This window comes from Vicinamibacteria bacterium (genome assembly GCA_035570235.1).
Taxonomy (GTDB): domain Bacteria; phylum Acidobacteriota; class Vicinamibacteria; order Fen-336; family Fen-336; genus DATMML01.
Map to the genome: position 1 here is coordinate 120120 of DATMML010000103.1, position 22230 is coordinate 142349.

Consider the following 22230-nt stretch of genomic DNA (forward strand, 5'->3'; position numbering starts at 1 on the left):
CCGTCGACAACCGGCGCTTCCGACCCGCGTGCTAGGATCTTTGGCGTGAGCGCCTCTTCGACCCAGGCCGTCGTCATCGCGGCGGGAAGGGGCACGCGAACCGGGGGCACGCGGGCTAAAGTGCTGCTGCCCGTTCTGGGGGTTCCCCTCCTCGAGCACGTCCTGCGTGCGCTCGAATCGGTGGATGCGGACCCCACGGTCGTGGTGGTCGGCCATCAGGCGCAGGCCGTGGAGTCCGCTTTCGCCGGCCGCGGCCTCACCTTCGTCCTTCAGGAACCGCAGCTCGGAACCGGTCACGCCGTCCAGGCCGCCCGCGCGGCCCTGCAGAAGCACCCGGAGCGGACGGCATTGGTCGTGAACGGAGACCTGCCCCTCCTGCGTGCGCGCACGCTGGCCCGGCTGCTCGAGCATCATCGCGCCTCGGGGGCGGCCGCCACTCTCCTGAGCGCCCTCCTCCCCGGCCCCCCGGCCTACGGGCGCGTCCTTCGGGACGCTCGGGGCCGGGTCCAGCGAATCGTGGAGGCCCGCGACGCCTCGCCCGAGGAGCTCAAGGAGGCGGAGGTCAACGCCGGCGTCTACGCCTTCGAGGTCCCGCCCCTGCTGGAAGCGCTCGGGAAGCTCACGGCCAACAACGCCCAGAGCGAGCTCTATCTGACGGACGTCGTCGGGCTGCTCTCCGCCGGCGGCAGGGTGGTGGAGGCGGTGACGGTGGAGGATGCGAGCGAAGCCCTGGGGGTGAACACCCTGGCCGAGGTGGCGGACGCCTCCCGGCGCTGGCGCGAGCGGCGGCTCCTGGAGCTGATGGCGGGAGGGGTCCTCGTGGAGGACCCGGCTTCCACCACGGTGGGGCTCGACGTGCGGGTGGAGCCCGAGGCCACCCTGCGGGCGTTCACGTTCCTCGAGGGCCGGACCCTCGTGCGCGCGGGCGCGGTCATCGGCCCCTTCGCCCGTCTCGAGGACGCGGAGGTGGGGCCGGGAGCCCAGATCCTGGACCATTGCCTCCTGCGGAAGTGCGTGGTGGAGGCGGGAGCGATGGTGGGACCCTTCACCCACATCCGGCCCGAGAGCCGGATCGGGGCGGGGGCGAAGGTGGGGAACTTCGTGGAGCTCAAAAAGACGCACCTGGGGGACGGCTCGAAGGCTCCCCACCTCTCCTATCTCGGAGACGCCACCATTGGACCCAAAGTCAACATCGGGGCGGGAACCATTACCTGCAACTACGACGGGGCGGCCAAGCACCCGACGCGGATCGAAGCGGGCGCCTTCGTGGGCAGCGACGCCACCCTGGTGGCCCCGGTCACGGTGGGGGAGGGCGCCTACATCGCCGCGGGGAGCGTCATCACCGAGGACGTGCCCGCCCAGGCCCTCGCCCTCGGCCGGGCCCGCCAAGTCATCAAGCCGGGCTGGACCCGCAAGCGGCGCGGGGCCGGGGAGGGGCGGTAGTGTGCGGGATCGTCGGCTATGTCGGCTCCCGCGAGGCCGTGCCCGTCCTCATGGAGGGGCTGCGCCGGCTGGAGTATAGGGGCTACGATTCCGCGGGGCTGGCCGTGGTCCAGGACGGCGAGCTCCGCCGGCGCCGGTCGGCGGGCAAGCTTCAGCGGCTTGCCGAGAGCCTGGCCACGGAACCCCTCCAGGGGTCCTGGGGCGTGGGCCACACCCGCTGGGCCACCCACGGCCGTCCCACGGAGGAGAACGCACACCCGCACCAGGATTGCCAGGGGCGCATCGTGGTCGTCCACAACGGGATCATCGAAAACTACCTCGAGCTGAAGGAGCGTCTGCAGAGCGCCGGACACCGTTTCCAGACCCAGACCGACACCGAAGTCGTGGCCCACCTCGCGGAGTCCCACTACCGGGGCTCGCTGGAGGCGGCGGTGCGCGAGACGGTGGCCGAGCTCAAGGGGATCTTCGCCCTCGTCTTCCTCCACCGGGACGAGGCCCAGACCCTGGTGGGGGCGCGCCTGGGTCCGCCTTTGGTGGTTGGGCTGGGAGAGGGGGAGCGCTTCCTGGCCTCCGACATCCCGGCCCTGCTTCCGTATACCCGCGACTTCTTGTTCCTGGACGACGGCGACGTGGTGACGGTCCAGCCCAGCGGGACGAGGCTCGTCAACGGGGCGGGAGCGGCGGTGGAGCGGGCGCCCCAACGCATCACCTGGGACGCCGTCCAGGCCGAGAAGGGCGGCTACCGCCACTTCATGCTGAAGGAGATCCACGAGCAGCCGCGGGCCGTCCGCGACACGCTCCTGGGGCGGATCGGTCTCGACGAGGGGGGGATCCACCTGCAGGAGCTGGGGGCGGCCGGAGAGAGGCTGCAGCGCGTGGAGAGGGCAACCCTCATCGCCTGCGGCACCAGTTGGCACGCCGCTCTGGTGGGCAAGTTCCTGTTCGAGCAGGTGGCGGGCCTGCCCGCGGAAGTGGACTACGGGAGCGAGTTCCGCTACCGGACGCCCCTAGTGGGGCCGGAGACCCTGGCCGTGGCCATCAGCCAGAGCGGGGAGACGGCGGACACCCTGGCCGCCTTCCGCGAGGCCAAGCGGCGGGGTGCCCTCAGCCTGGCCGTCTGCAACGTCGAGGGCTCCATGCTCGCGCGGGAGGCGGCGGGCACGCTTCTCACCCATGCCGGCCCCGAGATTGGCGTCGCCTCCACCAAGGCCTTCACCGCCCAGATCGCGGCCCTGGCTCTGCTCGCCCTCCATCTGGGCCGGTTGCGGGGCACGCTGGGGGCGGAGGCCTGCCGCGAGCACCTGAAGGGTCTGGCCCGCGTCCCCCACCTCATGGAGGAGGCGCTCGGGAAAGAGGCGGCCATCGAGGAGCTCAGCCGGTCCCTGATGCAGACCCACGACTTTCTCTACCTGGGCCGCGGCATCAACTATCCCATCGCCCTCGAGGGCGCGTTGAAGCTCAAGGAGATCTCCTACCTCCACGCCGAGGGCTATCCCGCGGGGGAGATGAAGCACGGGCCCATCGCCCTGATCGACGACGCGCTGGCGGTGGTCGCCCTCTGTCCGCAGGGAAGGGTCTACGAGAAGATGCTCAGCAACATCCAGGAGGTGAAGGCCCGGGGCGGGCGGGTGGTGGCCGTGGTCTCGGCGGGGGACAAGCAGGTGCGGGGCATCCTCGACGCCCGGGACGCAGTGCTGGAGGTGCCGGACTCGGCCGAGCTGTGGTCGCCCTTCCTGTTCGTGGTCCCCCTCCAGCTTCTGGCCTACCACCTGGCGGTGCGCGCGGGGCGGGACGTGGACCAGCCGCGCAACCTGGCCAAATCGGTCACGGTGGAGTAGGGAGGCGGCTTGTCTTTGTCCGCGGACCCCCAACTCCTCACCGGCCTCAATCCCGAGCAGCGCGCGGCGGTGCTGGCCACGGAGGGCCCGGTCCTGATCCTGGCCGGGGCGGGGAGCGGCAAGACCCGGGTCATCATCCATCGCATCGCCCACCTGGTGCTGGAGCGGGGCATCGCTTCCGACCGCATCCTGGCCGTCACTTTCACCAACAAGGCGGCGGGGGAGATGAAGGCGCGGGCGGAGGCCCTGCTCGGGGGGAAGGCGCTCGGGAGCTGGATCTCCACCTTCCACAGCTTCTGCGTTCGCCTCCTGCGCCGGGAGGCCGCCGCCGCCGGCCTTGCCCCCGATTTCGTGATCTACGACGAGGACGACCAGCTCCAGACCGTGCGCGAGGCCCTGAAGGGCCTGGATCTCTCCGAGAAGCTTCATCCGCCCCGGCGCCTGCTCTCCCGCATCTCCGCCCGCAAGAACTCGGGCCGGGGGCCGGAGGAGGGGGAGGACGACTCCTTCGCGGCCGGGGCCTTCGCGCGCATCGAGGCCCGCTACCAGGAGGCGCTGGCCGCGGCCCACGCCCTCGATTTCGACGACCTGCTCCTGCGCGCGGTCCGCCTCCTGGAGGAGAACCCCACGGTCAAGGAGGTCTACCGGCGGAAGTTCGAGTACGTCCTGGTGGACGAGTACCAGGACACCAACCGGGCCCAGTACGAGCTGGTGCGGCACCTGGCCGGCCCCAAAGGGAACCTCACCGTGGTGGGGGACGAGGACCAGTCCATCTACTCCTGGCGCGGGGCGGACATCAACAACATCCTGGACTTCGAGCGCGACTTCCCGGGAGCCCGTGTCTTCCGCCTGGAGGAGAACTACCGTTCCAGCCAGGCCATCCTCGACACCGCCTGCGCGCTCGTGGCCCACAACCAGCGGCGCAAGGGCAAGACCCTGCGCGCGGTCAAGCCAGCGGGGGCAGCGGTGCACCTGCACGAGGCAGCGGACGAGTTCGAGGAGGCGGCCTGGGTGGTAAAGCGGATCTCCGCCCAGGGCCGGGAGGGGCGGGTGGCGGTGCTCTTCCGCATGAACGCCCAGAGCCGGCTCTTTGAAGAGGCCCTCCTGCGCGAGCGCCTGCCCTACCTGGTGGTGGGGGGGGTCGGCTTCTACGCCCGCCGGGAGGTGAAGGATCTCCTCTCCTATCTGCGCCTCATCCAAAACCCCCGCGACCCCGTGGCCTTCCGCAGGGTGCTGAACGTGCCCGCGCGGGGGATCGGAGAGCGCACGGTGGAGGAGATCGAGCGGGTGGCGGGGGCAGAGAGCATCCCCCCCTGGGACGCGCTCGGGCTCGTGGTGGACGAGGCCCGGATCCCCGCGCGGGCCACCCAGCCCCTGGCCCGCTTCCGGGACTTGATCGAGGGCTTGAGGACCGAGGCCCCCTCGCTCTCCCTGAAGGGCCTCCTGGAGCGGGTGCTTCAAGGGACGGGCTACGCGGCCGCGCTCGCCCAGGAGGACACCCAGGAGAGCCAGGACCGGCTGGAGAACCTGGCCGAGCTCCTCTCCGCGGCCGCCGACTACGAGCAGCGGGGGGAGAGCCCCACCCTGGCCGGGTTCCTGGACTCTACCGCCCTCCTCTCCGACGCCGACCAGATCAAGGACGACGCGCCCGTCCTCCTCATGACCCTGCACGCGGCCAAGGGCCTGGAGTTCCACTCCGTCTTCCTGGTGGGGCTGGAGGAGGGCCTCATTCCCCATTCGCGCAGCCTCACCGGCCCCGAGGCCCTCGAGGAGGAACGCCGGCTCTGCTACGTGGGGATGACGCGGGCCATGGAGCGCCTCCACCTCACCCGGACCCAGAGCCGGCAGGTGTTCGGCCAGCGCCGCCTAGCGGAACCGAGCCGGTTCCTGGATGAGATCCCCTACGACCGACTGGAGATCAGCGGTCCGGGGCGACGGGTGGAGCCAAGCGCGCGCCCGCGGTTTCACCCGCCGGCGGCCACCTGGACGCCTCCCCCTCCCGTCCCCCCCGGCGCGGCCGACTTCAAGCCCGGCGTCCGCGTCCGCCATCCCCTCTTCGGAGTGGGCACCGTGCTGCGCCGGGACGGCGACGGGGAGGACCTGAAGCTGACCGTCTCCTTCGCGGGCGTGGGGGCCAAGCGCCTGGTCGCTCGCTACGCCGGGCTGGAGCCGGTCTAGAGCCTCTCTCAGGTCCGGGGGGTCACGCTCTCCACGATCCAGCGGCTGACCACGCGCGGCGCCTTGTCGCCGGTGAGGTCGTACTTGCGCAGGGTCATGACGTAGGGCTTGGCCTCTCCGGCGATGGTCAGGGAGAGGTCCACCCTCCGCGTGGTGACCTGCGCGGGCTGGTTCTCGACGTCCTCCACCTGGCCCAGAGACAGGGTGACCCGACGCTTCTCCTTCTCCACCGCGTCTTTGGCCTCCGCGACCGCCTTCTTGAGGTCCCGGTCTTTCTCGTTGAACTTGTCCCAGGCTGCCGCGACGGGGGCCAGATTGGCCGGGATCTTCGCGTTCTTCTTCTGCATATCCTTCACTTCCTGGATCTGCAGGAAGCGCTTCCCCTCCGCCTCGTTCGCGTAGTTCTGGGAAGCCTTCTTGTTGGTAGCGAGTTCCGCCTCCATGTCCCGCACCTTCTTGGACAGCTCGGGGAGGGTGGCGGGAGCCTTGGTTTCGGGCTCGGTTCCGGTCACCTTCCAGTTGTCGACCTTCTTCTCGAAAGCGACCAGGGCGAAGCTGGTGATGGTCTGGCTGTCGTTGGCCTTGAGGGCGTTGAAGTATTGCTCCACCACCCGCTGGTCCGAGCCCCCGCAGGCAGAACTCACTACCGCCGTGCCCAGGACGATCAGAAGGGCCGCCCTACGCTCGCTCATTCGTCCTCCTTAAAGTGTTGGTCTGCTCTCTCTCCGGTTCCCCGGCGGGCTGCGCTTTTACGACGCTTCCGGGGGACCGGCGTCCTCGCCTTCCTCTCGCTCCGCCAGCCGGGCCACGGAGACCAGGTGGTCTCCCTCCTCGAGCTGGATGAGGCGCACGCCCTGGGTATTCCGCCCGATGGTCGAGATGTCGGCCGTGTTGAGCCGGATGATCATACCCTTTTCGGTGATCAGCATCACGCCTTCTTCTTCTCCGGCCAGGAACTTCACGCCCACCACGCGGCCGTTGCGGCCCGAGGTCTTGATGTTGATGAGGCCCTTGCCCCCCCGGCTCTGCACGCGGTACTCGTCGAGGGGGGTGCGCTTCCCGTAGCCGTTCTCGGTCACGGTGAGGACGGTGCCCCCCGGCCGGACCACCTCCAGGGCCACCACCTGGTCCCCCGTCTCGAGCTCGATCCCCTTCACCCCGTAGGCGGCCCGGCCCATGGGGCGCACATCCTCCTCGTGGAAGTGGATGGCCATGCCGTCCCGGGTCCCGAGCAGGATCTCGTCCTTCCCCGAGGTGGGCACGGCGTTGATGAGGGCATCCGCTTCCTCCACGGAGAGGGCGATGATCCCGCTCGGCCGGGGGTTGGAGAAGGCGGCCAGCTCCGTCTTCTTGATCACCCCGTTGCGGGTGGCCAGGAGCACGTGGCCCTGGGAGGCGAAGTCCTTGACCGAGCAGAAGGCGGCGATCTTCTCCCCCGCGTGGAGGTTGATCAGGTTCACCACCGCCTTGCCCTTGCCCTGCGGCCCCACGTCCGGGATCTCGTGGACTTTGAGCCAATAGACCCGGCCCCGGTCCGTGAAGATCAGGATGTAGGAGTGGGTGGAGGCGATGAAGATGTTGTTGACGAAGTCCTCGTCCCGGGTGCGCATCCCCACCCGGCCCCGCCCCCCGCGCTTCTGGGCCCGGTAGCTGGTGATGAACGTGCGCTTGACGTAGCCGCTGTGGGTGATGGAGATGGCCACGTCCTCGTCCGCGATCGTGTCCTCGAACGTGATCTCGTCCACCGCGTCCAGGATCACGGTCCGGCGGGCGTCGCCGTGGTCGGCCTGGATCTTCAGGAGCTCCTCGGCCACGATCCCGTCGATGAGCTTGGCGGAGGCCAGGATCTCCTTGAGGCGGGCGATGAGCTCCCGCTTCTCCTTGAGCTCGTCCGCGATCTTCTGCCGCTCGAGGCCGGTCAGCCGCTGGAGCTGCATCTCCAGGATGGCGTCCGCCTGGCGCTCGCTGAGGCCGAACTGGGCGATAAGGCCGGCCTTGGCCTCGGGGGGGGTCTTGGCCGCCCGGATCAAGGCGATGACCTGGTCCAGGCTGGCCAGGGCGATCACGAACCCTTCCAGGATGTGGGCCCGCTCCTCCGCCTTGCGCAGCTCGTAGGTAGTGCGCCGGCGCACCACCTCCCGCCGGAAGTCGATGAAGAGCTCGCAGGCCTCGAGCAGGTTCAAGACCCGGGGGCGCTGGTCCACGATGGCGAGGAAGATGATCCCGAAGGTGTCCTGGAGGGGGGTGTGCTTGTACAGGTTGTTGAGGATGACCTGGGAGGGCTCGTCCCTCTTGACGTCGATGACGATACGCATCCCCTGGCGGTCGCTCTCGTCGCGGATGTCGGCGATGCCTTTGATCCGATCCTCCCGCACTAGCTCCGCGATCTTTTCGATGAGGCGAGCCTTGTTGACCTGGTAGGGGATCTCGGTGATGACGATCGATTCCTTGTTCCCCTTGCGGACTTCGATCTCGGCGCGCGCGCGCATGATCACGGAGCCCCGCCCCGTGCGATAGGCCTGGCGGATCCCGGAGCGGCCGAGGATGAAGCCGGCGGTGGGAAAGTCGGGCCCCGCGATCCGCTCCATCAGGCCTTCCAGCCGCTCGTCGGGCGTCAGGTCCGGGCTCTCGAGCAGGAAGGTGAGCCCGTTCACCACCTCCCCCAGGTTCTGGGGGGGGATCTTGGTGGCCATGCCCACTGCGATCCCTTCCGCCCCGTTCACGAGCAGGTTGGGAAGGACGGTGGGCAGCACCGTGGGCTCCACCGAGCTGTTGTCGTAGGTGGGCTGGAAGTCGACCGTCTCCTTCTCGATGTCCGCCATCATCGAGCCGCCCAGTCGGGTGAGGCGGGCCTCGGTGTAGCGCATCGCGGCTGGGTTGTCCCCGTCCACGGAGCCGAAGTTGCCTTGGCCGTCCACGAGCGGCGCGCGCATGTTCCATTCCTGGGCCATGCGCACGAGGGTGTCGTAGATCGCCCCCTCCCCGTGGGGGTGGTAGTTGCCCATGACCTCGCCCGCGACCTTGGCGCTCTTGCGGTAGGGCCGCCCGGGTTGGAGGCCCATCTGGTTCATACCGTAGAGCACCCGGCGGTTGGCGGGCTTGAGGCCGTCGCGCACGTCGGGCAAAGCGCGGCCGATGATCACGGACATGGCGTAGTCCATGTAGGACTGCCGCATCTCGTCCGCGATGTTGGTGGGGATCTTCTGCCCGACCGGATCTTGTTCCATGTTAGATGTCGAGGTTCTTCACGTTGAGCGCGTTCTCCTCGATGAACTGGCGGCGCGGCTCCACGGCGTCGCCCATGAGGGTGGTAAAGATGTTCTCCGCGACCTCGTCGTCCTCCAACCGCACCTGCAGAAGGCGCCGGGTGGCGGGGTCCATGGTCGACTCCCAGAGTTGCTGGGCGTTCATCTCCCCCAGACCCTTGTAGCGCTGGATGCCGACCCCCCTCTGTCCTTCGGCGAGGAAGAGGTTGAGCAGGGCCTCCCGGCTGTCCACCACGGTCTCGCCTCCGTCGAGCACCACCAGGGGCGGTTGGTCGAGCTCGCGGAACTCCTCGTAGGCGGAATAAAGGGCCTTGTACTCGGGGGAGGTGACGAAGGCCTCGCCCACCCGCGCCTCCCGGGTCTGGCCATTGGTGCCCACCTGCAGGACGATCTCGAATACCCCGTGCTCCTCGTCCGTCTCCAGGACCACGTCGGCGCCGGCATCCCGCAGGGGCTTGATCAGTTCCTGGAGCCGGCGCTTGTCCGAGAACGCCTCCGCGTCCTTGATCTGGCCTTTGAGCAAGAGCTCCACCAGCGCCCGCGGGGTGCCCTTCTTCTCAACCATGGCCAGAACCTTGGAGTGGCCGACCATCCGCTCCAGGAGGCGCACGAGGCGCGGGCCATCGACCAGCTGGCCGCTCACCAGACGCACTTTGCGGTTCTCCACCGCCCGCTCCATGAGGAAGGCGTTCAGCTCGTGGTCGTCCTTGAGGTAGCGCTCCGTCTTCCCCATCTTGGCCTTGTAGAGGGGGGGCTGGGCGATGAAGAGGTGCCCGCGCTCGATGAGCTCCTTCATCTGGCGGTAGAAGAAGGTGAGGAGCAGGGTCCGGATGTGGCTGCCGTCCACGTCCGCGTCGCACATGATGATGATCCGGTGGTAGCGGAGCTTCACAATGTCGAAGTCTTCCGCCCCCACCCCCGTGCCCAAGGCGGCGATGATGTTGCGGATCTCCTCCGAGGCCAGCGTCTTGTCGAGGCGGGCCTTCTCCACGTTCAGGATCTTGCCCCGCAGGGGCAGTATCGCCTGGAAGACGCGGTCCCGACCCTGCTTGGCGGAGCCGCCTGCGGAGTCGCCCTCCACCAGGTAGAGTTCGCACTTCTCCGGGTTCCGTTCCTGGCACTCCGCGAGCTTGCCGGGCAGGCCCGCCCCGTCCAGGGCCCCCTTGCGCCGTGTGAGGTCGCGCGCCTTGCGCGCTGCCTCCCGCGCCCGCGAGGCCTCCAGGACCTTGAACACGATGCGCTTGGCTTCGGGCGGGCGCTGCTCGAGGTAGGCCCCGAGCTTCTCGTTCAGGAGGCTCTCGACGATCCCCTTCACCTCGGAGTTGCCGAGCTTGCCCTTGGTCTGGCCCTCGAACTGGGGGTTCGGCACCTTCACGCTGATGACCGCGCACAGACCCTCGCGGGTGTCCTCCCCCTGGATCGGCTCCGCCATGTCCTTGGCGAGGCCGGCGGTGGTGGCGTAGCTGTTGATGGTGCGGGTGAGGGCGCTCTTGAAGCCCACGAGGTGGGTGCCCCCGTCGTGGGTGTTGATGTTGTTGGCGAAGGAGTAGATGTTCTCCGCGTAGCCGTCGTTCCACTGCAGCGCGACCTCGACCTGGACCCCTTCCCGCGTCCCTTCGATCAGGATCGGCTTCTCGTGCAGGGTGACCTTGTTGCGGTTCAGGTGCTCGACGAAGGAGGCGATGCCCCCCTGGTACTGAAAGCGGTGATTCTTGCCGTCGCGCTCGTCCTCGAGGGTGATGAGGATGCCCCGGTTCAGGAATGAGAGCTCGCGCAGCCGCTGGGAGAGGGTCTCGAAGCTGAAGCTCGTGGTCTCGAAGATCTGGGGGTCGGGCTTGAACGTCACCTTGGTCCCCCGCCGATCGGTCACGCCCGTATTCTCGAGCGGACCCTGGGGCACCCCCCGACGATAGGACTGCCGGTAGACCTTCTTCTCCCGCCAGATCTCAACCTCCAGGGTCTCGGAAAGCGCGTTCACGACCGAGATGCCGACCCCGTGGAGTCCGCCCGAGACCTTGTAGGCCTTCTTGTCGAACTTCCCTCCCGCGTGCAGCTTGGTGAACACCACCTCCGCCGCGTCCGTTCCGGGTACGGTCGGATGCGGACCCACCGGAATGCCCCGGCCGTTGTCCACCACCGTGATCGAGTTGTCGATGTGGATGGTCACTCCCACCTCGGAGCAGTGACCCGCCAAGGCCTCGTCCACGGAGTTGTCGACCGCCTCGTAAACCAGATGGTGGAGGCCGGACTCGCCGGTGGAGCCGATGTACATCGAGGGCCGGACCCGCACCGCCTCCAGCCCCTCCAGGACGCGGATGGATCCAGCCCCGTAGGCCGCGGCGGCCTCTTCCTGGGCCTCCTCCGTCTTGGTTTCGTCGCTCATGTCACCCCTGAGTATCCGGCCGGAAGAGCCCTCAGGCGCTCCTGACCTCGCCACCGGCAACGTCGAAGAGCCGCCCCCAGGAGCCCAGCCCCTCCGCCCAGCCCGCGTGGGCGGTGGTGATCAAGGCCTGGCCCCGCGCCGCCACTTCTTGGCAGATGAGGCTCGCTCTCTCCTCGTCCAGCTCCGAGTCCAGGTCGTCGAGGAGGGCCACCGCGGAGCCGCCCGTCTCCGCGCGGTAGACGGCGAGGGTGGCCAGGGTCAGGGCCAAGAGGAGGCTCCGGGCCTGCCCGGAGGAGGCCGTCGCCCCCGCCTCCTCGCCATCCACGGTGAGCCGGACCTTGTCCCGGTGGGGGCCGACCAGGCTCCGGCGCGCCCGCCGCTCCTGGGGCAGCCATTCCTGGAGCTCCCGGGCGAGAGCCGCGCGCTGCTCCTCCTCCCCGGGGCCGCGGTGGTCGGGGAGAAGCTCGATCCCGTAGACCTCCGCCCGCGGAGAGAAGCCCCTGCCGAGCTCCGCCTGGAGACGCTCCACGTAGGCGCGGCGCCGGGTGCGCAGCTGCGCCCCCAGCTCCAAGAAGTGCTCGTTCCAGGCCGGAAGGTCGCGGCTTCCCGCTTCCAGGGCCGCGTTCCGCTGGAGCATCACCCGCTCGTAGTCCCGAGCCGCCTGCCGGTACGCCGGCCAGAGGGCGGCCCCCCCACGGTCAAGGTACTGCCGGCGATCCCGCATGGAGCCGCGCACGACCCGCAGGCGGTCGGTGGAATAGACCACCACCTCCAACCGGCCCTGGTAGTGCCGGGGCGCGACCTCCTGCCCGTCCACCCGCAGCCGGCGAGACTTTGGCTCGAGCTCGATCTCGAGCTGCGCGTCTCGCCCCTCCCCCACCGCCACCCCGCGCGCCCGCGACCCCGCGGTTCCCCAGCGGATGAGGCTCGCGGTGTCCTCGGTGCGGAAGGAGCGGCCGCGGGCGAGCAGACCCACCGCCTCCAGGAGGGTGGTCTTGCCCTGCGCGTTGCGCCCCCGAAACACGTTCAAGCCCACCTCGAGCTCCAAGCGGGCCTCCGTGATGTTCCGCAGATCATGGACCTCCAGGCTCCGCACCCAGACCACAACCGCACCTCAGGCCCTCGAGAGACGACATGACGCAAACCAGCCATTGCGATCCCGCACCAGCTTCTTCGGGCGCCGCTCAAAAACGCATGGGCATGACCACGTACCGGTGTTCGGTATCGCTCTCCCCCGTCGGCTTGAACACGCCCTGGCTCTCCGGGTCCTTGAGCTCGAGGGTCACCATCTCCGTGCCCGCCACGCCGAGGAAATCCAAGAGGTACTGGGCGTTGAAACCGATCTCTACCGTCTCCCCCGTATATTCGGCGGGGAGCGACTCCCGCGCCTCTCCCAGCTCGGGGGAGGACGCGGTCAGCTCCAGCTTGCCCTTGCTCAGGGAAAGCTTGACCGCGCGGCTCCGCTCGGAGGAGAGCAGGCTCACGCGGCGGATGCCGCTCGCGAGGGCCTCCCGGTCGATCTGCACCGTCTTGTCTCCGGTGATGGCGATGACCTTCTCGTAGGCCGGAAACTGGGCATCGATCATCTTCGAGGCCAGGGTCCGGCCGCCGGCCGCGAACACCAGGTGGTTCTCCACCTGCTGGAAGGTGACCTCCTCCTCCCCCTCCAGCAGGCGCGCCAATTCGTGGATAGCCTTCCGGGGCACCAGCACCCGGATCTCCCCCTCCACCTTGAGCGGGGCCTTCCGGTGCGCGAAGGAGAGGCGGTGGCCGTCGGTGGCCACCATCCCTACCCCCTCCTTGGTCATCACGAGGAGGGCCCCCGCCAGGTAATAGCGGGCGTCCTCGGCGGTGATGGCGAAAGCGGTGCGGTCGACGAGCGCGCGCACGACCTCCGCCGGGATCGAGACCCCCTTGCCGGCCTTGGCCTCGGGCAAGGAAGGGAAGTCTTCCAGGGGCAGCCCCGCCATCTTGAAGGTCACCCGCTCGCAGACCACGGTGGCCCAGGAATCCGGCAGCACCTTCAGCTGCACCTCGCTCTCGGGCAGGGAGCGAGCGATCTCGTAGAGCTTCTTGGCCCCCAGGGTGATCGCCCCCTCCGCCACCACCTTGACCGCGCACCCGCAGCGGAGGGAGACGTCCAGGTCGGTGGCGGAGATCCTCACCTCTCCCCCCCGGGCCTCGAAGAGCACGTTGGAGAGGATGGGAATCGAGTTCTTGCGCTCCACGATCCCCTGCACCAGGTGGAGTTCCTTCACGAGGTCGTTCTTGCCGACGATGATCTCCATGTTGTTTACCCTATCGTCCTTAACTCATAGAGCAGTGATATCTATTGTTTAGAGAGAAGAGGAGGAAAACGTGGATCGCGGACCAACACCTTCCCGCTCCGCGACTTGCCGTGTGCATGGAGTTGTGCAGGAAGCGGCAAGAGACCCCTCCCCTCTGCGGATCGCGCCCCGTGCGGAGTGAAGCCGAGGGGCGGGCGGTGAGGCGGCTCGTGGAAAACCCCGTTAACTTCATCGAAACGCTTGCACGTAGCTGTTGATAAGCCTGTCGAACTCCGGGTCCCGCTTACGGAGGCCGTCGATCTTCCGCACGGAGTGAATGACGGTGGAGTGGTGCTTGCCCCCGAACTCCTTCCCGATCTCGGGCAGGGAGGCGTCGGTCAAGGCCTTGGTCAGGTACATGGCGATCTGGCGGGGCACGGCCACCGCCTTGGCGTTGTTCTTGGCCTTGAGCTCGGTGAGCTTCACGTTGTAGCGGTCGGCCACGAATTTCTGGATCATCTCGATCGTGATCGGCTTGTCCTCGCTGTGCAGGAGGTCGCGAAGCACCTCCTGGGTCAGGGGCAGGTCGATGTCGCGGCCGGTCAGGCTGGCGTAAGCGATGAGGCGGATGAGGCTCCCCTCCAGCTCCCGGATGTTCGTGCGCACCTTGCTGGCGATGAAGAGGGCCACGTTGTCCGAGATCTCCACCCGCTCCGCCTCCGCCTTCTTGCGGAGGATCGCCACCTTGGTCTCGATGTCGGGGGCTTGGATGTCGGCGATGAGGCCCCACTCGAAGCGGCTGTGGAGCCGCTCCTCCAGGGTGGGGATCTGGCGGGGCGGACAGTCGGAGGAGATCACGATCTGCTTCTGGGCGTCGTGGAGGGCGTTGAAGATGTGGAAGAACTCCTCCTGGGTGCGATCCTTGCCCGCGATGAACTGGATGTCGTCCACGAGCAGCACGTCGATGGCCCGATACTTCTGGCGGAAGGCGGGCAGGCGATCGAAGCGAATGGCGTTGATCATCTCGTTGATGAAGCGGTCGGAAGAGATGTAGCAGAGGTTGAGCCGCCGCTGCCGGGCCTGGATGTAGTGGCCGATGGCGTGCATGAGATGAGTCTTGCCGAGACCCACCCCGCCGTAGATGAAGAGCGGGTTGTAGGATTTTGAGGGGATCTCCGCCACCGCGCGCGCGGCGGCGTGGGCGAACTGATTGGAGGACCCCACGACGAAGCTCTCGAAGGTGTACTTGGGGTTTAAGGCGAAGGGGATGTCGCGCGCGGCCCCCGAGCTGCCCTCCGCGGGAGCGGCCTCGGGGGCATCCTCGAAGACGACCTGGACGTCAGCCCGGCCAAGATCGTGGAGCGCTTCCGCGATGACGGCCTGGTAGTTCTTGTTGAGCCATTCCTTGAATTGGGAGTTGGGCACTCCGATCATCAGGCGGGAGCCCTGTTGGAAGAGGAAGCTCGTGGGCCGGAACCAGGTGGCGAAGCTGTGACGGTTCACCTTGGCTTCGACCTTGGCCAGAACGTCGTCCCAGAGGCTCACGGCCTAACACACCCAACCCTGGCCGGGCCGGTTGCGACGCGAACCAGGATCCAAAGGATGACAGCTCACTGTTGATATAAGACCTTTTACTACAACGACTTACAGTATTAGATCCTTTTCGGACCACAGCCGGGGCGCGCGAGGACTCCTTTTGCACAGAGTTTTCAACATCTGTGGAAAAGAAGCCGCGGTGATCACTGGAGAAGGCTGGGACGCGCCTCGCCACCCTAACCTCGGAAGGCTATCATAGCCGTCCGGAGGAAGACAAGCCTGGAGCGGGAGGTGTCGGGGCGGCTCCGAACGGTTTGACAAGGATAGGGGCGCTGCCTAAGATCTAGCTTTTGTCTCGGGTCCGAAGGCCACGTGAAGGGCCGTCCCCGCGGGACAGAGGCGGCCATTTATGAAGAGGACGTTCCAGCCGAACAACCGGAAAAGGAAGAGGACGCATGGATTCCTGGTCCGCATGCGGACCAAGGGGGGACGCCTGGTCCTCAAGAGACGCCGGCAGAAGGGGCGCAAGCGCCTCGGAGCCTAGTCCCACCCGTGGCCGATCGGCGGGGGGCGAGTTTCCGGCCCCGCCAGCGGTTGGTGCGGGGGGCCGAGTTCCGCCGCGTCCTGCGCCGCGGGGTCCGGCTCGGAGGGCCGCTCTTCTTGATGGTGGCGGTGGAGAACGACCGCGGCCATCACCGCCTGGGCCTTACGGTCAGCCGCAAGGTGGGCAAGGCCGCGGATCGAAACCGGGTCAAGCGGCTGCTGCGCGAGAGTTTTCGCCGGAGCGCCCAGGATGTCGCGCGCGGCTTCGATCTCGTGCTCGTGCCCAGGACGGAAATGGTCGTAAGAACCCAGCCCGAGGTGGACCGTGAATACCGAGAGCGCCTCCGGCGCCTCCTGGCCCGGGCGGGGGGCCCGTCCCGCGGCGCGGGCGCTGCTGCTGCTGATTGAGGCCTACCGCGTGACCCTGTCCCCCCTCATCGGCGGCTACTGCCGCTTCCTGCCCAGCTGCAGCGTGTATGCCGAGGAAGCGCTCCTGAAACACGGAGCCCGGCGGGGCTCGCTGCTCACCCTTCGCCGCCTGCTCCGCTGCCATCCGTTCCACCCCGGGGGCCTCGACCCCGTTCCCTAGGAAACTGCATGGAAGAACGCCGTCTCCTGCTGGCCGTGGCCCTCTCGCTGCTCGTTCTCACGGCCTACAGCCTCCTGTTCCCGTCCTCGCCCCGGCGGCCGGTCCCCGCGGCGGAGGCGAGCCCCTCTGCCCGTCCCCCCGTACCACCCGCACCCACCCCGAGCCCGGGGCCGAGCCGTGCCACCCCGCCGCCCGAGGTCAAAGTGGCCGCTGTCGCCCCCGTGGCGGACGAACGGGAGAGGAGGGTGGAGGTGACGGGCCGCGACATGACGCTGGCCTTCACCAACCGGGGGGCCCGGGTCGTGTCCTGGCGCCTGGCCCGGTTCATGGACCCGGGGGGCAAGCCCGAGGAGATGGTACAGGCGCTGGCTTCCGGGCCGCGCCCCCTGGACATCGAGACCGGGGATCCCGCCCTCGACCTCCGGCTGCGCGAGGCCCTCTTCCGGCCCTCCGCCGAGTCCGTCATCCTCCCGGGGGCGGGGACGGCCACGCTCAGCTTCGACTACGCGGAGGGGGACGTCACGGCCCAGAAGACCCTGATCTTCGAGGGCCAGGACTACCTCGTCAAGGTGAGGGCGTCCGCGCGGCGCGGAGGCCAGGAGCTGCCCACCAAGATCCTGTGGGGGCCGGGGGTCGGCAACCCCTCCGCCGCCGAGATGGAGGTCCAGGGCTACGAGGCCCCCCACGGCGTGGCTCTGACCGACAGCGGGGTGGAGCGGCTCCCCACCGACAAGCTGCCCCCCCCCGGCCGCGCCCTCGCGGGCGCCCGCTGGGTCGGGGTGGAGAGCCACTACTTTGCTGCCCTCTTCATCCCCCCCGGGGAGCGGGGCACGGCGGAGATCCGGGCCATCAGCCTTCCCACGGGTGAGGACGGGAAGCCCCGCAAGGCGCCCCTGGTCGCCCTCGACCTCGGCCCGGGAGCGGGCCCGGCCTGGCTCTACGTGGGGCCGAAGGACTATCACGAGCTCTCCCGCCTCGACCACCGCCTGAACCAGGTGGTACCGGTCGGAGAGTGGATCGGCCCCATCGTCGTCCCCTTCATGGGCCTGCTGCGCTGGGTGCACAGCCACGTGGGCAACTACGGCTGGTCGATCGTGGTCCTCACCCTTCTCATCAACGCGGCCATGGCCCCGTTCCGGCACTACAGCATCGCCAACGGCCTCAAGATGACCAAGCTGGCCCCCGAGATGAAGGTCATCCAGGAGCGCTACCGCAAGGTGCCCCTCCTGGACCCCAAGCGCCAGGACATGCAGGAGGAGATGGCCGCTCTTTACGCCCGGCATGGGATGAGCATGCAGACCCAGATGATGGTGGGCTGCCTGCCCCTGCTCTTGACCATGCCCTTCCTGATCGCGTTCTACCGCGTGCTGAGCGTGTCCATCGAGCTCCGGGGGGCCACCTTCCTCTGGATCCCGGACCTCAGCCAGAAGGACCCCCTGTTCTTGACCCCCGTCCTCATGGGCATCTCCATGTTCGCGATGCAGAGGATGACGCCCACCGCCATGGACCCCGCCCAGCAGAAGATCATGATGATCATGCCCCTGATGCTTATGGGCATGTTCCTGTGGGCTCCCGCCGGCCTCAACCTCTACTGGCTGGCCAGCAACCTCTGCTCGATCGTCCAGCAGGCCACCACCCTCTCCATCCTGCGGGCGGGGGAGGCGGGCCCCAAGCGGGAGCGCAAACGACGGTGAAGGACCGGATGTTCTCCGGTCGGGACGTGGCGGACGCGCTGGCCGCGGCCGGCCAGGCCCTCGGCTTGCCGGCGGAGACGTTGCGCTACGTCGTGCTCGAAGCCGGCCGTCCGGGGGGCCTCGGGGTCAGCCCGAGCCCGGCCCGGATCGCCGTGCTCCTGGACGGCTCCCCCGCCCCGCCCACCCCGAAGCCCGCCGAACCCCGCCCACCCGGGGATCCGCGGGCGGGGATCCGGGCCGTCGTCCGCGCGCTGGGGGAGGCGGCGGGGATCGACCTGACGGCGGAGATCGAGGAGGGGGATGAGGGCCTCCGGGTCCGCCTGGGGGGCAGCGACCAAAGATTCTTCCTCGAGGAGGAGGGCGAGGTCCTGCGCGCCACCGAGCACCTCCTGATACGCATGTTCGCCCGGGACGTGGCCCCGCGGTGGATCGTCGTGGAGTGCGAGGGCTACCGCGAGCAGCGCGAAGAGACCCTGCGGGCGACGGCCCTGGAGCTGGCGGCGGCCGTGACCGCCGACGGAAAGGCCCGCACCAGCCCCGCCTTGAACGCCTACGAGCGGCGGATCGTTCACCTCGCCCTGGCCGAGGTCAAGGGGGTCGTGACCTACAGCGTGGGCGAGGGGGGCGACCGGCGGGTCACGGTAGCGCCCGCGGAGGCCCCGCCCGGATCACCGGGAGGCGAGCCGTAGCCGAGCACGGCCCGGCCCTCCGCGCCCTCGGTCTCCCCGAGCCCGCCCTAGAGGCCCTCGAGGCGTACCTCGGGCTCCTGGCCGCCTGGAGCGCGCGGGTGAACCTGACGGGGGCGCGCGGTCCGGCGGAGCGGGTGGGGCTCCTGGTGGCCCCCGTCCTTCCCCTCCTCCCCCTCCTCGTCCCCGGGCGTCTCCTGGATGTGGGGTCGGGCAACGGCTCCCCCGGCCTCGTCCTCGCCCTCCTGCGCCCCGAGCTCGCGGTGACCCTCCTGGAGCCCCGCGCACGCCGTTGGGCGTTCTTGAAGGAGGCGGCCCGCGCCGCGGGACGGCCCGACATCGAGGTCCTGCGGCTCCGCCACGACGCCTACCCCGGCCCCCCCGCGCAAACCCTGTCCCTACGGGGGCTGGCCCTGCCCCTCCGCGAACTGGGGGGGCTCGTGGCGGAGGGGGGCCGGGTGGTGGTCCTGGGCCGTGCGCCCAAGGGGGAGGCGCCCTTCGTCGCGGAGAGCCTCGCCCGCCCCCCCGTGCACTCGTTCCGGCGGTGTTCCACGTGAAACGTCCGCCCCCCAACGCCCCTGTGCTATCCTCCGCGGCTCCAGGGGGACGCTTGGGACGGGTCATCGCGGTCGCTAACCAAAAAGGAGGGGTGGGCAAGACCACCACCGCCATCAACTTGGCGGCCAGCCTGGCCGCGGCCGAGCGGCGGGTGCTGGCGGTGGACGCCGACCCCCAGGGAAACCTCACCTCCGGGCTCGGCCGCAAGACAGGGGAGGCCCGGGCCAGCGTCTACGAGGTGCTGATCGAGGAGCGGCCCCTGGAGGAGGTCGTGATCGCCACCGACCTCGAGCACCTCTTCCTCGCCCCCTCCGACCGCAACCTCACGGGGGCCGAGGTCGAGCTCGTCCCCCTCCTGGCCCGCGAGTTCCGCCTGAAGCAGGCCCTGGCCTCCGTGGCCCCCGGCTACGACTACGTGTTCATCGATTGCCCCCCGAGCCTGGGCCTGCTCACTGTCAACGCCCTCGTGGCCGCCCAGAGCGTGCTTATCCCCCTCCAGTGCGAGTACTTCGCCCTCGAGGGGGTCTCCGAGCTGAGCGCCACCCTGAAGCGGGTCCGGGGGGCGCTCAACCCGGGGCTGGAGATCGAGGGGGTGCTCCTCACCATGGTGGACGAGCGGACCAACCTCACCCAGCAGGTGATCACGGACATCCGGACCCACTTCCGGGAGAAGGTCTTCCGCACCCAGATCCCGCGCAGCGTGCGGCTCGCGGAGGCCCCCAGCTTCGGTAAGCCGGTGCTCCTCTATGACATACGGTCGAAAGGGGCGGAGGCCTACCTGGATCTCGCTAAGGAGCTCATGGTGCGTGACCAGCTCCCCCTCATCGCGCCATGACCGTGAAGAGGAAGGCGCTCGGCAAGGGGCTCTCCGCCCTCCTGCCCGACCCCGAGCCCCGGCGGGCCCCCACCGAGGCCCTGGCCGAGGTCCCCACCGCCAGCCTCGACCCCAACCCCTTCCAGCCCCGCACGGCGCTGGAGCCCGCCGCCCTGCAGGAGCTCGCGGCCTCCATCCGCGAGAGCGGGATGGTGCAGCCCATCCTCGTCCGCCGGCAGGGGATCCGCTTCCAGATCATCGCTGGAGAGAGGCGGTGGCGGGCTGCCCAGCAGATCGGCCTCGCTACCGTCCCTGTGGCCGTCCGGGACGTTCCCGACGAGCGCCTTCTGGAGCTGGCCCTGGTCGAGAACATCCAGCGCGAGGAGCTCTCCCCCCTGGAGGAGGCCCAGGCCTTCCATCGGCTGCAGGAGGAGTTCCACCTGACCCAGGAGGACGTCGCGCGGCGGGTGGGGCGGGACCGCTCCACCGTGGCCAACACCCTGCGCCTCCTGCGTCTGCCCCGCGAGATCCGGGACCTCCTGTCCGCGGGTCAGCTGGACGCGGGTCACGGCCGGGCCCTCCTGGCCCTGGACCGCAGCGAGGACCAGGCCCGGCTGGCCCGGGAGGCCGCGCGGCGGGGGCTGTCCGTGCGGGAGGTGGAGCGCCGGGTGGCGCTCCTGCGCACCCCGCGGAGTCGGGACCCGGCCCGCAAGGACGCCAACACCCGGGCCGCGGAGGAGCGCCTGCGGGCCGCCCTCGGCACGGGGGTGCAGATCGCCCGCCGGGGAAAGGGCGGGAGCCTGCGCATCGCGTTCGCCAGCGAGGCCGAGCTCAACCGGCTCTACGAGCTGCTCGTCCGGCCCGGTCGCGGGCGCTGAGCCCGTCCCGCGTGCTATGGTTCTCTTTTGGTGCTTCGGGGGTTCTGAATGATCAAGCTCAAAGGGCTCGTGGCGGAGGGACTCAACGGCTTCATGGACGAGGGGACGGAGTTTCTGGGCGAGCTGCGCTTCAAGGATACGCTGCGGATCGACGGGCGCCTGAAGGGCAAGATCGTCTCCGACAACACCCTGATCGTGGGGGAGTCGGGTCACGTGGAGGCGGAGATCGACTGCGGGGTGGTGTCCATCCGGGGGACGGTCACCGGGCGCGTGCACGGGCGGCAGCGGATCGAGCTCCTGGCCGGGTCCAAGGTGCTGGCCACCCTTGTCTCCCCCAAGCTCGTGATCGAGGACGGCGCGTTCTTCCAGGGGGACTGCGAGATGGGCGCCCTCCCCGCGGGAACGCCCGCTCCCGCCCCCCGCGCCTAGGGAATACCCGCCCTACCAACTATAGTTCTTAGTATACTTTCTATTTTCCCCCGCGGGGAGGGGCATGAGCGACGAGCGAGAGCGGATCCGCCGTCTCACCGAGCGGGTCTCCTGCGCGGGTTGAGCGAGCAAGCTCGGGCCCACCGAGCTCGCTCAGGTCCTGAGCGCACTCCGTCCCTCCGCCGACCCCCGGGTCCTGGTGGACCACGGCACGGGGGACGACGCGGGGGTGTTCCGGCTCGACGACGCCACCGCTCTCGTGCAGACCGTGGATTTCTTCACCCCGGTGGTGGACGAGCCGGAGGTGTTCGGGGCCATCGCCGCCGCCAACGCCCTCTCCGATGTCTACGCCATGGGGGGACGGCCCTTGACCGCCCTCTCCATCGCCGGCTTTCCGGAGAACGACTTTCCCCTGGAATGGGCGGCGGCCATCGTGCGGGGGGGGGCGGAGAAGCTCAAGGAGGCCGGTTGCGTCCTGCTCGGGGGCCACACCGTCCGCGATCCCGAGATCAAGTTCGGCTACGCGATCACCGGCCTCGTGCACCCCGACCGCATCCTCACCAACGCGGGCGGTCGGCCGGGCCAGGCCTTGGTGCTCACCAAGCCTCTGGGCACGGGGGTGATCGCCACCGCGCTCAAGGCGGGGAAGGCCCCCGCCGACGCGGCCCGAGCCTCCGCGGAGTCCATGGCGACCCTGAATGAGCGCGCGGCCGCGGTCGCGCTCCGCCACGGGGTGAAGACGGCCACCGACGTGACCGGCTTCGGGCTCGTGGGCCACGCCCTGGCCCTGGCCCGGCAGAGCCGGGTCACGATCGTGATCGAGGGGGCCGCGCTCCCGCTCCTGCCGCGAGCCAAAGACCTCGCCCTGGAGTTTCAGGCCGGCGGGCTCAAGGCCAACCGGCGGCAGTTCGAGCCTCTCCTCGCCTATGCCCAGGAACGGGACGAGGCTCTAAAGGCCCTCCTCTTCGATCCCCAGACCTCGGGGGGCCTGCTCCTGCTCGTCCCCGAGGAGAGCACAGCGGCCCTCCTCGCCGAGCTGCCCTCGGCCCGGGCCGTCGGACGGGTCGAGCCCGCAGGCGAGACGCCCATCCGGATCGCCTGAGGACTCGGCGTTTGGGCGAATCCCCC

General features: G+C 69.2%; 19 protein-coding genes. 13 read left to right on the plus strand and 6 right to left on the minus strand.

Annotated features, from left to right (window positions below; genetic code table 11):
* Positions 1-45: 45 nt before the first annotated feature.
* Genes glmU through VN461_19520 form a run of 3 tightly spaced genes read left to right on the plus strand, consistent with a single transcriptional unit; the run spans position 46 to position 5459 of the window.
* Positions 46-1443, plus strand: a complete 1398-nt coding sequence (gene glmU, locus VN461_19510) for a bifunctional UDP-N-acetylglucosamine diphosphorylase/glucosamine-1-phosphate N-acetyltransferase GlmU (protein HXB56960.1) — start codon at positions 46-48, stop codon at positions 1441-1443.
* Positions 1443-3281, plus strand: coding sequence for a glutamine--fructose-6-phosphate transaminase (isomerizing) (glmS, locus tag VN461_19515; GenBank protein HXB56961.1), 1839 nt, complete (start codon positions 1443-1445; stop codon positions 3279-3281). The genes glmU and glmS overlap by 1 nt, the downstream gene beginning before the upstream one ends.
* A 9-nt stretch (positions 3282-3290) precedes the next feature.
* Complete coding sequence (locus VN461_19520; protein ID HXB56962.1) at positions 3291-5459, plus strand: UvrD-helicase domain-containing protein; 2169 nt, start codon at positions 3291-3293, stop codon at positions 5457-5459.
* Positions 5460-5467: 8 nt separating this feature from the next.
* On the opposite strand, the gene VN461_19525 is transcribed toward VN461_19520, so the two are convergent.
* The 6 genes from VN461_19525 to dnaA form a co-directional block, all read right to left on the minus strand.
* Positions 5468-6151, minus strand: coding sequence for a hypothetical protein (locus VN461_19525; GenBank protein ID HXB56963.1), 684 nt, complete (start codon positions 6149-6151; stop codon positions 5468-5470).
* A 57-nt stretch (positions 6152-6208) separates the two neighbouring features.
* A complete protein-coding gene (gene gyrA, locus VN461_19530; GenBank protein ID HXB56964.1) occupies positions 6209-8686 on the minus strand; it encodes a DNA gyrase subunit A in 2478 nt (825 codons plus the stop codon).
* Between the two features lies 1 nt (position 8687).
* A complete protein-coding gene (gene gyrB, locus VN461_19535) occupies positions 8688-11108 on the minus strand; it encodes a DNA topoisomerase (ATP-hydrolyzing) subunit B (GenBank protein ID HXB56965.1) in 2421 nt (806 codons plus the stop codon).
* A 31-nt stretch (positions 11109-11139) separates the two neighbouring features.
* Positions 11140-12213, minus strand: coding sequence for a DNA replication and repair protein RecF (gene recF / locus VN461_19540; protein ID HXB56966.1), 1074 nt, complete (start codon positions 12211-12213; stop codon positions 11140-11142).
* Between the two features lie 79 nt (positions 12214-12292).
* The gene (gene dnaN, locus VN461_19545) at positions 12293-13396 is read right to left on the minus strand and encodes a DNA polymerase III subunit beta (protein HXB56967.1); all 1104 of its coding nucleotides are present in this window, start codon (positions 13394-13396) and stop codon (positions 12293-12295) included.
* Positions 13397-13624: 228 nt separating this feature from the next.
* Positions 13625-14920 (minus strand): chromosomal replication initiator protein DnaA, encoded by a 1296-nt coding sequence (dnaA, locus tag VN461_19550; protein HXB56968.1) that lies wholly within the window; start codon positions 14918-14920, stop codon positions 13625-13627.
* Between the two features lie 400 nt (positions 14921-15320).
* Here dnaA and rpmH point away from each other — a divergent pair, with 400 nt between their 5' ends.
* The 10 genes from rpmH to selD all read left to right on the plus strand — a co-directional run bounded on the left by rpmH (position 15321) and on the right by selD (position 22204).
* On the plus strand, positions 15321-15455 hold the full coding sequence (gene rpmH / locus VN461_19555) for a 50S ribosomal protein L34 (protein ID HXB56969.1): 135 nt from the start codon (positions 15321-15323) through the stop codon (positions 15453-15455).
* A gap of 8 nt (positions 15456-15463) precedes the next feature.
* Positions 15464-15862 carry a ribonuclease P protein component gene (gene rnpA / locus VN461_19560; protein HXB56970.1) on the plus strand — a complete coding sequence of 133 codons (399 nt, stop codon included), beginning with the start codon at positions 15464-15466 and terminating at the stop codon, positions 15860-15862.
* 10 nt (positions 15863-15872) lie between these two features.
* Positions 15873-16043, plus strand: a complete 171-nt coding sequence (gene yidD, locus VN461_19565; GenBank protein HXB56971.1) for a membrane protein insertion efficiency factor YidD — start codon at positions 15873-15875, stop codon at positions 16041-16043.
* Between the two features lie 8 nt (positions 16044-16051).
* Positions 16052-17737 (plus strand): membrane protein insertase YidC, encoded by a 1686-nt coding sequence (gene yidC / locus VN461_19570; protein ID HXB56972.1) that lies wholly within the window; start codon positions 16052-16054, stop codon positions 17735-17737.
* A complete protein-coding gene (locus VN461_19575) occupies positions 17734-18426 on the plus strand; it encodes a R3H domain-containing nucleic acid-binding protein (GenBank protein HXB56973.1) in 693 nt (230 codons plus the stop codon). Before yidC ends, VN461_19575 begins: the two co-directional genes overlap by 4 nt.
* Entirely contained in the window at positions 18405-18980 is a 576-nt protein-coding gene (locus VN461_19580) for an RsmG family class I SAM-dependent methyltransferase (protein ID HXB56974.1), read from the plus strand. The genes VN461_19575 and VN461_19580 overlap by 22 nt, the downstream gene beginning before the upstream one ends.
* A gap of 53 nt (positions 18981-19033) precedes the next feature.
* A complete protein-coding gene (locus VN461_19585) occupies positions 19034-19816 on the plus strand; it encodes an AAA family ATPase (protein HXB56975.1) in 783 nt (260 codons plus the stop codon).
* Positions 19813-20673 carry a ParB/RepB/Spo0J family partition protein gene (locus VN461_19590; GenBank protein HXB56976.1) on the plus strand — a complete coding sequence of 287 codons (861 nt, stop codon included), beginning with the start codon at positions 19813-19815 and terminating at the stop codon, positions 20671-20673. Before VN461_19585 ends, VN461_19590 begins: the two co-directional genes overlap by 4 nt.
* Before the next feature lie 48 nt (positions 20674-20721).
* Positions 20722-21102 carry a polymer-forming cytoskeletal protein gene (locus tag VN461_19595; GenBank protein ID HXB56977.1) on the plus strand — a complete coding sequence of 127 codons (381 nt, stop codon included), beginning with the start codon at positions 20722-20724 and terminating at the stop codon, positions 21100-21102.
* Between the two features lie 64 nt (positions 21103-21166).
* Entirely contained in the window at positions 21167-22204 is a 1038-nt protein-coding gene (selD, locus tag VN461_19600) for a selenide, water dikinase SelD (protein ID HXB56978.1), read from the plus strand.
* Positions 22205-22230 lie beyond the last annotated feature (26 nt).

Bases quoted from the DNA above. Each gene is read 5' to 3' on its own strand.
- dnaN (HXB56967.1), bottom strand. From the start codon at position 13,396: ATGGAGATCATCGTCGGCAAGAACGACCTCGTGAAGGAACTCCACCTG.
- gyrA (HXB56964.1), bottom strand. From the start codon at position 8,686: ATGGAACAAGATCCGGTCGGGCAGAAGATCCCCACCAACATCGCGGAC.
- gyrB (HXB56965.1), bottom strand. From the start codon at position 11,108: ATGAGCGACGAAACCAAGACGGAGGAGGCCCAGGAAGAGGCCGCCGCG.
- yidC (HXB56972.1), top strand. From the start codon at position 16,052: ATGGAAGAACGCCGTCTCCTGCTGGCCGTGGCCCTCTCGCTGCTCGTT.
- VN461_19525 (HXB56963.1), bottom strand. From the start codon at position 6,151: ATGAGCGAGCGTAGGGCGGCCCTTCTGATCGTCCTGGGCACGGCGGTA.
- rpmH (HXB56969.1), top strand. From the start codon at position 15,321: ATGAAGAGGACGTTCCAGCCGAACAACCGGAAAAGGAAGAGGACGCAT.
- VN461_19590 (HXB56976.1), top strand. From the start codon at position 19,813: ATGACCGTGAAGAGGAAGGCGCTCGGCAAGGGGCTCTCCGCCCTCCTG.
- VN461_19595 (HXB56977.1), top strand. From the start codon at position 20,722: ATGATCAAGCTCAAAGGGCTCGTGGCGGAGGGACTCAACGGCTTCATG.